This is a genomic window from Aeromonas sp. sif2433, from assembly GCF_019218705.1.
GTDB classification, from domain to species: Bacteria; Pseudomonadota; Gammaproteobacteria; order Enterobacterales; family Aeromonadaceae; genus Aeromonas; species Aeromonas encheleia.
Genome location: NZ_JAHUXD010000006.1, coordinates 225,234 through 239,699, shown reverse-complemented (window position 1 = coordinate 239,699; position 14,466 = coordinate 225,234). Strand labels below are relative to the sequence as shown.

At 65.7% G+C, this 14,466-nt stretch carries 11 protein-coding genes; 6 read left to right on the top strand and 5 right to left on the bottom strand.

From position 1 onward, the window contains the following. Positions 1-35: 35 nt before the first annotated feature. The 6 genes from KW825_RS11570 (at position 36) to KW825_RS11545 (ending at position 8,892) form a co-directional block, all read left to right on the top strand. Positions 36-3,962, top strand: coding sequence for an ATP-binding protein (locus KW825_RS11570; RefSeq protein ID WP_218329334.1), 3,927 nt, complete (start codon positions 36-38; stop codon positions 3,960-3,962). 1 nt (position 3,963) lies between these two features. Beyond that, positions 3,964-5,214: a response regulator gene (locus KW825_RS11565; RefSeq protein ID WP_218329288.1), complete on the top strand. Its 1,251-nt coding sequence runs from the start codon at positions 3,964-3,966 to the stop codon at positions 5,212-5,214. Next, positions 5,211-5,825 (top strand): GNAT family N-acetyltransferase, encoded by a 615-nt coding sequence (locus KW825_RS11560; protein WP_218329287.1) that lies wholly within the window; start codon positions 5,211-5,213, stop codon positions 5,823-5,825. Before KW825_RS11565 ends, KW825_RS11560 begins: the two co-directional genes overlap by 4 nt. 73 nt (positions 5,826-5,898) lie before the next feature. Next, a complete protein-coding gene (gene cobB / locus KW825_RS11555; protein ID WP_042652209.1) occupies positions 5,899-6,672 on the top strand; it encodes a Sir2 family NAD+-dependent deacetylase in 774 nt (257 codons plus the stop codon). Between the two features lie 85 nt (positions 6,673-6,757). Next, positions 6,758-7,234 (top strand): hypothetical protein, encoded by a 477-nt coding sequence (locus KW825_RS11550; protein WP_218329286.1) that lies wholly within the window; start codon positions 6,758-6,760, stop codon positions 7,232-7,234. Next, a complete protein-coding gene (locus tag KW825_RS11545) occupies positions 7,231-8,892 on the top strand; it encodes a diguanylate cyclase (RefSeq protein ID WP_218329285.1) in 1,662 nt (553 codons plus the stop codon). Before KW825_RS11550 ends, KW825_RS11545 begins: the two co-directional genes overlap by 4 nt. Positions 8,893-8,961: 69 nt before the next feature. Here the strand turns inward: KW825_RS11545 and KW825_RS11540 are convergent, their stop codons facing one another. The 5 genes from KW825_RS11540 to rbsA form a co-directional block, all read right to left on the bottom strand. After that, a complete protein-coding gene (locus KW825_RS11540; protein ID WP_218329284.1) occupies positions 8,962-9,990 on the bottom strand; it encodes a substrate-binding domain-containing protein in 1,029 nt (342 codons plus the stop codon). Next, the gene (gene rbsK / locus KW825_RS11535) at positions 9,990-10,922 is read right to left on the bottom strand and encodes a ribokinase (RefSeq protein ID WP_218329283.1); all 933 of its coding nucleotides are present in this window, start codon (positions 10,920-10,922) and stop codon (positions 9,990-9,992) included. The genes KW825_RS11540 and rbsK overlap by 1 nt, the downstream gene beginning before the upstream one ends. Positions 10,923-11,025: 103 nt before the next feature. Further along, on the bottom strand, positions 11,026-11,901 hold the full coding sequence (gene rbsB, locus KW825_RS11530) for a ribose ABC transporter substrate-binding protein RbsB (protein ID WP_218329282.1): 876 nt from the start codon (positions 11,899-11,901) through the stop codon (positions 11,026-11,028). A 22-nt stretch (positions 11,902-11,923) separates the two neighbouring features. Beyond that, entirely contained in the window at positions 11,924-12,889 is a 966-nt protein-coding gene (gene rbsC / locus KW825_RS11525; RefSeq protein ID WP_025327024.1) for a ribose ABC transporter permease, read from the bottom strand. Continuing rightward, a complete protein-coding gene (gene rbsA, locus KW825_RS11520) occupies positions 12,886-14,451 on the bottom strand; it encodes a ribose ABC transporter ATP-binding protein RbsA (RefSeq protein WP_218329281.1) in 1,566 nt (521 codons plus the stop codon). The genes rbsC and rbsA overlap by 4 nt, the downstream gene beginning before the upstream one ends. Between the last annotated feature and the right edge of the window lie 15 nt (positions 14,452-14,466).

Genomic DNA, 14,466 nt, shown 5'->3' with positions numbered 1-14,466 from the left:
CTGGCTTTCCCATTTCGATGACAAAATTCAGCCTACTGTTGGGCGCGCTGCTGGCCATGCCACTGCGTGCCGCCGTACTCCCCCTGCCGCCTGATACCCAGGCCTATGCCGATTCGCTGACCCAGCTGACGTTCTGCTATCCCGCCCTGCAGCGGCCTCCCTATCTGGAAAAACAGGGGGGATTGCTCATCGATCAGATGCAACGCCTGGCACAGCAGCTGCCGGTGCCGTTGCAGTTTGACAAGCTGCCCAACTGGTCGGCGGTAGAGCAGGGTCTGCAAGAGGGGCGCTGCGATCTCATCCCGCATATAGGTCCCTCCCTGCATGCCCAACCCGGCATGGCGCTAAGCCGGGCCATGCTGGAAGCGGAGTCCGCCATCCTCTACCGGGGTGAGCTGGAGCAGGCCTCCTTCCTGGTCTCGCCCATCTGGCAGTCGACCGAGGTGCTGAAGGGACTCTATCCCCAGTCGTCCCAGCTGGCCCTGACCGATGCCGATAACTGGTACTCGGCCCTGATCGCCGGCAAGGGCAGCGCCTACCTCGGCGATTACCTGCAACTGCGCTACCTGATGCGGGAATACCCGGACGAGGGGCTGCGTCTGCGTCGCCTGCGCAGTGACGAGCTGGTGGTCAGCTACCGGCTGATGATGCGAGACAGACCCGAGCTGCAGCAGTTGATCGACACGGCGATCCGTTTCCTCCCGCCGGGCAGCCTCTACCGGGATCTGGGCCGCTACTTGCCGCAGAGTGAGCAGGACATCAACCCGCTGCACTTCACCGACAAGGAGCAGGCCTGGCTCATCGGGACCTCCCGCACCATCAAGCTGGTGGCGGATCCCGCCTTCATGCCCTACAGCGGCGTCAATCAGCAGGGCCAGCTGGTCGGCTGGAGTGGCGATGTGTTGCGGCGGGTGAGCAGGCAGACCGGGCTGACCTTCGAAGTCATACCCGTCGCCAGCAAGGAGGAGGCGCTGGCCAAGCTGCGCAGCGGCGAAGCCGCCATGATGGCCGGCCTGCTGGAGACGCCGGCGCTCAACCGGGAATTCGCCTTTACCCGCACCGTGGCCATGAGCCGCTATGCCCTGGTCAGCCGCAAGTTGGGGGCCCATCAGCGGCTCGATGAGGTGAAGGGCAAGATAGTGGTGCCCAAGATGCTGTATGACACCAGCCTGCTGGCCAACTTCGGCCAGCATGACTGGCTGCGGGTCGACAGCCTGATGGAGGGATTGGACGCGGTGCAGGAGGGAGAGGCCGACGCCATGCTGGCGGAGCTCTACCAGCTGCAGTATCCGCTGCGCAACAACCAGCTGGCCGATCTCAGCGTCAAGGAGCTGCCTGAGAGCTTTGGACTCGGCTTTGCCATCCGTCATGATCAGCCGAGGCTGGCCGGGGTGATCGAGCAGAGCCTGATGACGATCAGCGATCAGGAGAACGACGAGCTGACCCAACGCTGGCGCCGGCTGGTGCTGACCCAGCAGAGCGGCGTCAGCTATGGCTTCTGGCTCGGCTCCGTATTGCTGGCACTGTTGATCAGCGCGGCGGTGATCTGGTCGATCTGGCGCTCCCGCCAACAGCTGGCCCTGGAGGCCCGCGAGCGGCGCAAGGCGGAGCAGGCGCTGGCCCAGGAGAGCAAGTTCAGGGAGTCCCTGTTCCAGGCACTGCCCATGCCCGTGTTCCTGCGCAACGATAGGGGCGAGATCATCAAGCGCAACAAGCAGGCCAAGCGGCTGGAGGCGCGCTACTCAGCGGAGCTGATCCTGCCCGAGCCACGGCTGCAAGGGGCAGAGGGGGAGCTCTCCCTGCGCGAGCAGGTCTACTCCTATGCCCAGATCCCGCTGCAACTCGGCCCACAGACCCCGGCCGGCGATCTCATCGCCCTGTCCGACATCAGCGCCCTGCGCGAGCGCACCCGGCTGCTGCGCCAGGCGGAGCGGCGGCTGCGCGCCCTCACCAATACGGTGCCCGGGGTGGTGCTCCAGTTCACCCTGCAGGGCGGTGCCATCACCGGGGTGGAATTCGTCAGCCGCGGCAGCTACGAGCTGCTGGGGCTGGCCAGCCAGCAGATCCGGCTCAACTCCAATGCGACTCTCACCCGCCTCGCGCGCCAGGACAGACGCAAGATGCGCGCCCCCATGCTGGCCATGTTGCAGGCGGGGAGTCCCTTCTCCCATCTGCTGCGTTACCAGCACCCGACCAAGGGCTCGCGCTGGTTGCAGTTCTCCGGTCGGGGGCGCAGCCAGGGGGAGGGGTGGCGGGTCTATGGGGTGGTGCAGGATGTGACCGATAGGGTCGAGCAGGAGCATGCGCTGCAGCTCTCCCACGAGCAGGCCCAGCAGGCCGTGCTCGCCAAGGGACGCTTCCTGGCGGCCGTGAGCCACGAGATCCGTACCCCCATGAATGCCATCCTGGGGCTGCTGGAGTGGCTCGATCAGACCGAGCTCTCGGCGGAGCAGGCATCGGTGCTGACTCACGTCAGGCAGGCGGGCAACGAGCTGCTGGGGCTGCTCAACGACGTGCTCGATTTCAGCCGCAACGAGAGCCGCCAGTTGCGGCTCTCCCCGCAGCCGACCGATCTGGTGGAGTTGTGCGAACACGTGGCGGCGGTGCACTGGTCCAAGGCGCGCTCCAAGCGGTTGCAACTGCGCCTCGCGCTGGATACCAATCTGCCCGCCCTGATGGAGCTCGATCCTCACCGGGTGCAGCAGGTGCTGCACAACCTGCTCGCCAACGCCATCAAGTTCAGCCTGACCGGCGAGGTGGTGCTGTGGGCCCACCGGCAGGGGGAGTGGCTCTGCTGCGGGGTGGATGATCAGGGGCCCGGCATCAGCGCCGAGCTGTTGCCCCGGCTGTTCCTGCCCTTCGAGCAGGGGGAGGAGCCGGGCCAGCCAAGGGCACAGGGGACCGGGCTGGGGCTGGCCATCAGTCGCCAGCTGATGGAGCAGATGGGCGGCGAGATCAGGGTCGAGGCCCTGGCCACCGGCGGCAGTCGCTTCACCTGCTCGCTGCCGCTGCGACCGCTGCGGGAGAAGTCACCCTGGCAACCCAGGGTCAATGCCCTCAGCCTGCGGCTGGCTGGTGCTGAGCTGGAATACATGCGTCGCTGGCTGGTCGAGATCGGCGTGAGCGAAGACCTTGACGGGCCTTGCCTGAGCGTTGAGCTGGACGAGCGGGGCCTGCGTTACTGGTCCTGGCAGGGAGAACCCTGGATCCCGGGCTCAGTGGTCAGCCTGCTGCAACCCAGGCTCGCCAGCGAAGGCGGCGAGATCGCGGACCTGCCGGGGGCCGGCATGCGGATCCTGCTGGTGGAAGATCACGAGGTGAACCGGGTGCTGATCGGCATGCAGCTCAGCCAGCTGGGGGCCGAGGTGTTGAGCGCCGCCAATGGCCGGCTGGCACTGGATATCCTGCAGCACGAGTCGGTCGATCTGGTGCTGACCGATCTGCAGATGCCGGTGATGGATGGCGCCGAGCTGTGCCGTCAGCTGCGGGACTCCCCGCGCTGGCAACAGCTGCCGGTCTACGTGATCACCGCCGATCTGAGCGAGCAGGCGGCAGAGCAACTGGCCGACAGTGGCTGCCACGGCCATCTGGACAAGCCAGTGATGCTGAAGGAGTTGGCCATCTTGCTGCGCAGCCTGTCCGGACAGGCCGCGGGAACCCGTCAGGAGGAGGAGACGCCCCAGCCCTGGTCAGAGCTGGCGCCACTCAGCGCCGAGCTCATCAGCCTCTATCTGGCCTCTACCCGCCAGGATCTGGCCGACATTGCGGACTGCGTCACACAAGGGGATGAGCGGGCCCTCAATACGGCTTTACACAAGATGAAGGGGGCCGCCAAAATGGTGGGAGCAGCGGCGCTGGTCGAGGTGATCGAGCGCTGGCAGCGAACCCCCGAGCAGCCCCTGATCGAGTCACTGCGCCATGCCGTGGATGAGGTCTGTCGGCAATTGGGCAAGAGGGTATGAGATGATCATCACAGACGAAGAGTTATTGGCGCTGCTGGAATCGGACGTGAGCCTGGATCCCGGCTTCCATCCCGTCAGCATCTATGCCCTTGACGCCGCGTCCCATCAGGCCGTGCAGGCGGCAGGGGTGCCCGAGTACGCCAGCTTGCACCGCACCCAACCCGAGCCCGGCTGGCAGTGGGAAGCGTTGTTTGCCGCCGGTGCCATCGCGCTGTTCGAGCCCGCCGCCCATGCCGGGGCCAGCTATCTGCCCCGGCTGATGACCCGGGGGCAGGGCATCTACCAGCTCTCCGATCCCTGGCTGGTGGGCTTGCAGGAGCGGGAACAGGGGTGGCGCGACTGGTTGGCAGGATTGCAGGTGCTGTTGCTGGAGGATCACCCCTTTCAGGGGGCCTGCATCCAGCAGGAGATCCAGGCGCTGGGGCTACCCTGCCAGTGGGTACAGGACGGCGATGCCTGCCTGCTGGCCCTGGAGCAGGGCGAGGTGCGACTGCTGATCTGCGATCTCAGCCTGGCGGAGCAAGATGCCATCAGCCTGTTGATGAGCCATCCCCAGTATCAGCACAGCGGTCTGCCCATCATACTGCTCTCCGCCCACGATCAGACCCTGATCGACGGGGCCCGTCGCCTGCTGCACGACGCCGGTTTCAACGTGCTGGCCGCGCTGGCCAAGCCGCTGCAGAGCGACGATCTGCTCCGCCTGCTCAAGACCCTCTATCTGGGGCCCCAGCGTCAGCGCCGGCTGAGCGGGTTGAAGCGCACCATTCGCAGTTGGAATGGCGAGGTGCGGGGTCAGCTCGGCCTGCTGGCAGATGCGGCCTCGTCCAGCTTGCCCATCTGGCTGGCCGTGAGCGGGCTGCCACCCCACTGGGAGCAGCTCAAGACGTGGCTGGAGCAGCACGGCCGCCTGGCGGGCGAGCTGACCCTGGTCATCCACCGGCGCGATCAGCTGCTGAGCAAGGCGGATCGCTTCGCCCTGGTGCTGCAGGCCAGCCTGGCCGGGGTCCGTCTGGCGCTGCTGCTCGACAGCATTCAACATCTGCCGTTCGACAAGCTGGAGCGACTGCCGCTCCAGCACCTGCTGCTGGGACAACACCTGTTGCCGGAGCTGGAGGCGATGGCGACGGACTCCCTGCTTGACCGCTTCATCGGCCGGGCCAGGGAATTGGGGATCGCCATCTATATCGACGATCCCTTCAACCTGCTCGATGCCTCCCCCTGGCAGGATCGCGGTATCATGGGGCGCTGGTGACCCGCTATCTGTGCTGGCCGGCCGACGTGGCTCGTCTGCGCGCGGGGCTGGCGGGCTGGCCTCATCCCACCAGCCGGGGCGCCTTGCCTCTGGTGATGGTGGTGGGGGGCCTAAGTTGCCGGTTGCAGGAGTTGGCGGGGGCCGATCCGGCGCCTCTCGAGGCCGCCTATGGGGAGCTCAGCGAACAGAGCGTCTACCTGCGCTTCATGCGTCCCAAGCAACCGCCCACCCCCTCGCAGGTGGCCTTCTTCCTCGATTACCCGCGCGCCGCCCAGATTGGTCTGCTGCTGACGGATGCCGCGGGCCGCCCCCTGGCCGTGGCCCAGTCCATCCGGCGGCGGCTGCACCCGGATCGGGCCGAGTTCTCCTGCATAGTCGCGGATCACTTCCAGCAGCGGGGGGCGGGGCGCCGCATCCTGCTGGCGCTGGCGCTGCTGGCGCGGGCGGAGGGGATCCGGGAGTGGACGGCGGAGGTGCTGAGTCAGAATCGGCCCATGCTGACCCTGCTGCGGGGCTTGGGGCTGCCGCTGACCCTGGTGACGGGGCGTGAGATGATATTCGTCAGGCTGGACTTGAGCGTGCTCGACGGCCTGGATCAGGATCGCTCATAAGACCAAGGGCGAATGGGCTGGCCCGCCCCCCTGTGCTAAGGTCAGCCTGATAATCAGTCGGAGGAAATCAGCCATGGTGCAGTCGGCTAAACATATCGTGATCCTCACCGGTGCGGGCATCTCGGCCGAGTCCGGTATCAAGACATTCCGGGCCAGTGACGGCCTGTGGGAGGAGCACAGGGTTGAGGATGTGGCCACCCCAGAGGGTTATGCCCGGGATCCCGAGCTGGTGCAAAGCTTCTACAATTCTCGTCGCCAGCAGCTGCAACAGCCCCAGATCCACCCCAATCCGGCCCACTACGCCCTGGCCAGGCTGGAACGTCTGCTGCCGGGGCGCGTTACCCTGATCACCCAGAATATCGACAACCTGCACGAGAGTGCGGGCAGCAAGAACCTCATCCACATGCATGGCGAGCTGCTCAAGGTGCGTTGCCCGGTCTCGGGCCAGGTGCTCGAGTGGCGCGGGGCGCTCCACCAGGAGGAGCTCTGCTCCTGCTGCCAGTTTCCCCAGCCGCTGCGACCCCATGTGGTCTGGTTTGGCGAGATGCCGCTCGGGCTGGATCGCATCTATGGTGCCCTGGCCCAGTGCGATCTGTTCATCTCCATCGGCACCTCGGGGGCCGTCTATCCGGCGGCCGGTTTCGTGCATGAGGCGGGGCTCAACGGTGCCCATACCATAGAGCTCAATCTGGAACCGAGCGAGGTGGGCAGCCAGTTCGATGAGAAACGCTACGGCCCGGCATCCGTGCTGGTGCCGGCCTTCGTGGATGAGTTGCTGCAACGGTGCGGCGTGCACCAGCCCAAGGCGGTCGACGGACACAACTGGATGGAGATGCGCGGCCCATAACTATTGTGTAACACCACAGTTGCATTGGCTTGATGAAGCCGCCACACTGGCCCATAAAATATGGGGTGCAGTCGGCGTAATCATCATGAGCATCTTGAAGCATTGGATCGCGTTTTTCCTTCTGGCACTGATCACGGCCAGCGTGCAGGCATCGACCCCCTTGCTGCGGCTTATCCTGCCCGACAAACGGGAGATCAGCCTCGACGAGGCGGCCCTGGCGGCCCTGCCGCAGGTCGAATTCAACACGGAAACGCCCTGGACCCAGGGCATGCACCGCTACCGTGGCGCTACCCTGGCGGGTCTGCTGGCGGCGCAGGGGGTGAAGGATGCCCGCGAGATCGAGGTCTTCGCCCTCAATGGCTATCAGCAGCGGGTGGATCTCGCCCTGTTTGCCGAGGCGCCGCTGACCCTGGCGCGCTATCAGGATGACAAGGCGCTGACCCGCCGCAACAAGGGGCCGCTCTGGCTGCTGGTGCCGCTCTCCGCTCATCCCCAACTGAATGTCTCCGCCATCCATAACAGCATGGTGTGGCAGGTGACCCGCATCGAGGTCCTCCCTTGACGCGCCGTCACCGCCACAATCTGCTACTTGCCGCCATCTCGCTGCTGTTCCTGTTCTCATCGGTGTGGGGTCTCTACCTGCAGCATCGTCATGAGCAGCTGGTGGATACCTTCTATCGCAACATCCACTGGAACATCAGCCAGACCATGCTGGAGTCCCAGCGCTTCCTCTATGACTTGCGCCTCTATCGGGCGGGGGCGCTGGAGATGGAGGTCCTGAGCCTGGATTACGATCTGCTGTGGAACCGGCTGGACATCTTCCTCATCAGCAGCGAGACCGCCGATGCCCGTGGCCGCTACGGGCTGGGCAAGGTGGTGGCGCGGCTGTTTGATCAAATCAAGCTGCTGGAGCCCCAGATGCAGGCCGGTGCGCTACAGGAGGGGGCCGCGCTGGATCGCACGCAAGCCAGGATTGCCGAGCTGACCCACCAGGTGGAGCAGATCGGCAATCAGATCCTCTCCGGCCAGGAGCGGGAGGCCTCGGTCAACCAGATCCGCCAGAGCCTGTTCTGGCTGCAGATCTGGCAGCTGATCCTGCTGGTGACGGGGGGCGTCCTGGTGTTTGCCCTCATTCGCGTCAATCTGCAGAACCGTCGCCTCTCCCTGCTCGATCCCATGACCCGGCTGGGGAATCGCCGCGCCTTGCAGGCGCAGCTGAAGCAATCCTTGCGGCTGGGCCGTGCCCAGGCCTTGGTGGTGCTGGATCTGAAGCGGTTCAAGCAGGTCAATGATCTGCTCGGTTATCAGGTCGGCGATCGCCTGCTGCAGACGGTCGCCGCCAAGCTGCGGCAACAGTATCCCGGCCGGGCCTACCGACTGGGAGGGGATGAGTTCGCCGTGGTGCTGGCCGGTGGTCAGGAGGCCATCGAACAGCAGATGGAAGGGATGGTGGCCCTGCTGAAGTTCGAGTTCGTGACCCGTGAGAGCAGCTTCGATCTAGCCTGTCGGTTCGGGGTGGCGCAGGCGGAGGGGGAGGATGCCGGCATGCTGCTGGAGCAGGCCATCCTGGCCCTGAATCAGGCCAAGCGGGACGACGCCACCCTGATCTGGTTCCAGCCTGCGATGAAGGCGGCCCTGAACATGGGTCAGCGGCAGTTGCATCAGCTGCGGGAGTGGCTGGCGGGTGCCGCCCCATCCCCGCTGGAGACGGTGTCAGAGGAGCTGGAAGACGAGCGGGGGCAGCGGGTCCTGGCCATCAGCCTGCGCTGGCGGGTGGGGCAGCAGCCGTGCGATGTGGACTGGATGCAGGAGAGAGGGGTGCTGGGCCCGGTGGTGGCGCGGCTGCTGGCGGAATCGACCCACCCCTTGCCCGTGTTGCTGGTGCTGCATCAGCAGGCGCAGCTGGCCCATGTGCTGGCGTACTTGCCCGCCTTGCCTGCGGCGTCGCTGATCCTGGCGCTGCCGACCCTGACGGAGGATCCCCTCCTGCTGGAGAAGATGCGCCAGCGTGGTTGCGTGCTAGCGTTGCATGAGCTGGGCAGTCGGGTCCCCGAGCTTCTGCGATCCGGCTGGCCGGTGCGCTACTGGCTGCCCGAGCCTGCCGATCACGATGTCTTGCTGCAACCCCTGGCGCAGCGGCTGGGCTTGCTGCGCCTGAGTCGGCTCGGGGCGGAAGAGGAGATGGAGGACAGGGTAGAACAGCGCGAGCAGCCGTATTGAATCGGCATAGACAACAAGGGCGGCCATTGGGCCGCCCTTGTTGATCTTGCGCCTTGCCATGGCTGGCGGCTAGGAGTGGTGCGGTGTCTCGGCGGACGGGAAGGGGGCGCAGGAGTCCCTGATCACCAGGTCAGGGTCGACCGTGATCATCCGGTTGTCGATCCGCTCCCCATTGATCCGTGCCAGCAGACGGGTGACGGCGAGGCGACCCAGCTCCTCCTTCGGCTGGTTGACCGTGGTCAACGGGGGTGACATGTACTGGGCCAGCGCCACGTTGTCGTAGCCGACGAGGGAGAGATCCCGCGGGATGACGAGGCCGGCGCGATGGGCGGCGCTGATGACCCCCATGGCCATCATGTCGTTGCACACAAACAGGGCGGTAGGGCGCTCTGACTGGGCCAGCAGGCGCAGCATGGCATCGTGGCCGCTGGCACAGTCGAAATCCCCCTCCTGGATCCAGGCCGGGTTGATGGCAAGGCCAGCCTCCCGCATCGCCTGCTCGAAGCCCGCCAGGCGCTGATTGGCCGGAGCCCGGCTCTGCGGCCCCGTGATGCAACCGATGGCGCGGTGGCCCAGCGCCAGCAGGTGGCGGGTCGCCAGATAGCCGCCGCGATGGGAGTTGTCGGCGATGAGATCCACCTCCTTGCTCTCCATGCCCCAGTCCATCACCACCACCGGCAGGCTCTTGAGCCAGTCGAGCTGGTTGAACACCTCCTGTTGGCCCTCGCTGCACATGATGAGCAGCCCATCCACCCGCTTGCGCAGCATCATCTTGAGATAGGAGAGGGCGGTCTCGGCCTGGCCCTCGGTGTTGCCCAGCATCAGGTTGTAACCCTGCTCGAAGCAGTAGCGCTCCACCCCGCGCACCACCTCGGCGAAGAAGGGGTTGCTGGAGGTGGTGACCAGCATGCCGATGCTGTTGGTCTCCTTCACCTTGAGGCTGCGCGCCACCAGGCTGGGGGCATAGTTGAGGCTCTGCATGGCGGCGAAGACCCGTTCGCGGGTCGCATCGCTCACGACGCGGGTCTCGTTGATGACGTGGGAGACAGTGGTGGTGGAGACCCCCGCCAGCGCGGCCACCTCCTTGATATTGGCCATCAGTGTCCCTGCGCGGCTTGAGCGAGCAGGAAGGCCTCCACCTCGGCCTCGCTCGGGATGGAGCTCTGGGCCCCCAGCCGGGTGACCGAGAGCGCGGCCGCGCCGTGGGCGAAACGCACCGCGCCGTGGAAGTCATGGCCCGCCAGCTGCGCCACCAGCAGGGCGCCGTTGAAGGTGTCTCCCGCCGCCGTGGTGTCGACCGCCGTCACCCGAAAACCCGGGATGAGCGCTTGTTGGCTGGGGTTGCTGCAGTAGACCCCTTGCGCGCCCAGGGTGATCATCACCTCCTGGATCCCCAGCTGATGGAAGCGGGCCGCCGCCTCGCGGGCACTGGCTTCGTCGGTGACGGGGACCCCGGTCAGCAGCTCGGCCTCGGTCTGGTTGGGGGTGATGAGATCCACCAGCGCCAGCAGCTCCGCGGACAGTGGCTGGGCTGGCGCCGGATTGAGCACCACCCGGGTGCCATGGGTACGGGCCAGCCGGGCCGCCTCGAAGACGCTGTCGAGCGGCACCTCCAGCTGCAGCAGCAGGGTGTGGGCGTCGGCAATCATGGACTCGTGGCGCTTGACCATGGCGGGGTCGAGGGCGCCGTTGGCCTCGGCGGAGATGCCAATGCTGTTTTCCCCCTCGTCGCTCACATAGATGATGGCGATGCCGGTGGGGAGCCGGTCATCGCGCTCGACTGCGCTCACGTCTATGCCGTCGGCGGCGAAGCCTGCCTGCATCTGGCGACCGATGGCGTCATCCCCGATGCGGGCGATAAAGGAGACGGGGGCCCCCAGCCGTGCGGCGGCGACCGCCTGGTTCGCCCCCTTGCCACCGGGGACGACCTGGTAGCCGTGGCCGGTCAGGGTCTCACCGGGACGGGGAAAGTGGGGGACGCGCAGCACATGATCCGCATTGACGCTGCCGAGAACTACGAGACGATTCATATCGATCACCCTTGCTTGAGAACATCTTGGCTTGAGTGGGCCCAAGCCGAGCGGCTCTGTAAGAACCAGCAAAGGGGGAGGCGAGCCTCCCCCTTTATCAGACTTATTTGCTGACGATCTGCAGCGGTACCGGGATGGATTGCTCCACCGGCTGACCCTTGAGCAGCTTGTCGGCGGTTTCCACGCCGATGGCACCGATCAGGGCCGGTTGCTGGGCCACGGTGGCGGCCAGTTTACCCTTGGCCACCGCCGCCTTGCCATCGTCCGTGCCGTCGAAGCCGACGATCATCACCTCTTTGCCGGCCGCCTGCACGGCGCGGATGGCGCCCAGCGCCATCTCGTCGTTCTGGGCGAACACGGCCTGCACGGTCGGGTGGGCGGCCAACAGGTTCTCCATGACGTTCAGACCCTTGGTGCGATCGAAGTCGGCGGGCTGAGAGGCCAGCACCTGCAGCTTGTTGGCGGCCACCGCCAGGGCGAAGCCCTCACCGCGGTCACGGGCGGCGGAGGTGCCGGCGATCCCTTCGAGCTGGATCACCTTGGTGCCGGTCCCCAGTTTCTCGGTGATGAAGTCACCGGCCAGCTTGCCACCGGCCACGTTGTCGGAGGCGATGTGGGCCTTGACCTCACCCTGGGCCGCGCCTCTGTCCAGGGTCAGCACCGGGATATTCGCCTTGTTGGCCAGGCGGATGGCGTTGCCCACGGCCTCGGAGTCGGTCGGGTTGATCAGGATGGCGTCGACCTTGCGCACGGTGAGATCTTCCACGTTGGAGAGCTCCTTGGCCGGATCGTTCTGGGAATCCAGTACCACCAGCTCGTAGCCAAGCTCCTTGGCCTTGGCTTCAGCCCCTTCCTTCATGGTGACGAAGAAGGGGTTGTTGAGGGTGGACACCACCATGGCCAGGGTGTGATCGGCAGCCTGGGCAGTGCCCAGCACGGACATGATGGCGGCGGCGAGCAGGGTATTGAGCTTTTTCATCGTTTCATTCCTTGTGTGTGCATTACTTGCTTTTGTTATCGATCATCACGGCGAGCAGGATCACGCTGGCCTTGGCAATCATCTGGTAATAGGACGAGACGTCGAGCAGGTTGAGGGCGTTGTTGAGGAAGCCGATGATGAGTGCCCCGATCAGGGTCCCCATGATGCGGCCCTTGCCCCCCATCAGGCTGGTGCCACCCAGCACCACGGCGGCGATGGCATCCAGCTCATACCCCATGCCGGCGGTCGGCTGGGCCGACGACAGGCGGGAGGTGACGATGAGGCCGGCCAGGGCCGATAGCATGCCGCACAGACCGTAGACCGCGAGCTTGACCCTGGCCACGTTGATGCCGGAGAGGCGGGTGGCCGACTCGTTGCCGCCGAGGGCATAGATGTAACGGCCGAGGCGGGTGTGATTGAGCAGGTACCAGGCCAGCAGGAAGACGATGGCCATCAGCCAGATGGGCACCGGCAGGCCGAACAGGTAACCGGTACCCAGCCAGGCGAAGTGATCGGCACCGTCGCTGAAGCCGGTGGAGATAGGGCGCCCCTCGGTGTAGACCATGGTCACTCCGCGCAGGGCTGTCATGGTCACCAGGGTGGCGATGAAGGCCTGCACCTTGCCCTTGGCGATGATGAGCCCGCTGACGCCGCCGAGCAGGGCGCCGGCGCCCAGGGTGAGCGGCACCACCAGCCAGATCGGCAGCTCCATGGCCACCATGGTGGCGGCCAGGGCGCCACACAGGGCCAGCACGGAGCCGACCGAGAGATCGATGCCGGCGGTGAGGATGACCAGCGTCATGCCGACCGCCATGATGGCGTTGACCGAGGTCTGGCGCAGTATGTTGAGCAGGTTGTCGGCGGTGAAGAAGTTCGGGCTCAGGAAGGAGACCACGCCGATCAGCACCAGCAGGGCTACCAGGGATTTGTTCTCGATCCACCAGGCCTTGCTCATGACGCCACGGCGGGGAAGGGTTTGGGTTGTCATTGCTGTGCCTCTTGCTCTGCTTGCCACTGTTTACCGACTGCCGCGGCCATCAGTTTCTCCTGATTGGCGTCACGGGACATGAATTCTGCGCTGATGCGTCCCTCGTGCATCACCAGGATGCGGTCGCTCATGCCGAGCACCTCCGGCATCTCGGAGGAGACAAGGATGATGCTCATTCCCTCCTTCTTGAACTGGTTGATGAGCTGGTAGATCTCTTTTTTCGCCCCCACGTCGACGCCGCGGGTCGGCTCGTCGAGGATCAGCACCTTGGGACGGGTCAGCAGCCCCTTGGCGATGGCGACCTTCTGCTGGTTGCCGCCGGAGAGCAGCTTGATCAGCTGTTCGCCGCTCGGGGTCTTGATGTTGAACAGCCGCACGTAGTCGGCCACCGCCTGGCGCTCCGCCTTGCCGTCGATCCGGCCACCCTTGTTGAATTCGCTAAGGGCACAGAGGCTCATGTTCTCCCGCACCGACAGCTCCAGCACCAGGCCATCCCCCTTGCGATCCTCGGAGATGTAGGCGATGCCTGCCTTGAGGCCATCGGCGGGGCTGCGGGGCCGCAGGGCGTGACCATCCACGGCAATCTCACCGGCGCTGATGAGGTTGGCGCCGTAGATGAGCTTCATCAGCTCGGTGCGCCCCGAGCCCATCAGGCCGCTGAAGCCCAGGATCTCTCCCTGGCGCAGGGAGAAGCTCACCCCGCGCACGCCGGGGCCGCTCAGATCTTTCACCTGCAGGCTGACGGGGCCGAACTCGCGGGCGAGGCGCGGGTACTGCTCCTCCAGCCGGCGGCCGACCATCATCTCGATGATCCTGTCCTCGTCCAGCTCGCTCACCGCCTGCTCGCCGATCCACTTGCCGTCCCGCAGCACGGTGACGCGGTCACAGATCTGGAAGATTTCCTTCAGACGATGGGAGATGTAGACGATGCCGCAGCCCTGCTCGCGCAGTTCGCGGATGACAATAAACAGCTGCTCGGTCTCGGTGTCGGTCAGCGCATCGGTGGGCTCATCCATGATGATGACGCTGGCATCGAACGACAGCGCCTTGGCGATCTCCACCATCTGCTGTTCGCCGATGGAGAGATCCCCGAGCCGGGTATCCGGCCCATGCTTGACCCCGAGCCGAGCCAGCAGGGTGCCGGCCCGCGCGCGCAACTGCGGGTGATCTATGTTGCCAAAGCGGGTGCGCGGCTCGCGGCCGAGGAAGATGTTGGCGGCAATGGAGAGCTCCGGCAGCAGGTTCAGCTCCTGGTGGATGATGCTGATGCCCTGATCCTGGGAGTCTCGCGGCCCCTTGAAGTGGACCGGCTGGCCGCGATAGCTGACAGTGCCGCCGTCGGCCTGATAGATGCCGGTCAGCACCTTCATCAGGGTGGACTTGCCGGCGCCGTTTTCACCGAGCAGGGCCATTACCTGACCCGGGTAGACGCGCAGGCCGGCCTCATCGAGGGCGCGCACCCCGGGGAAGGTCTTGACGATCCCGGTGAGCTCCAGAATGGGCGAGGGGAGGGCCTTGGCGTTCCCGGTGAGGTCGGAGGAAGGCGAGGAGAGGGTGCTCATGGCAGTTTCCTTAGG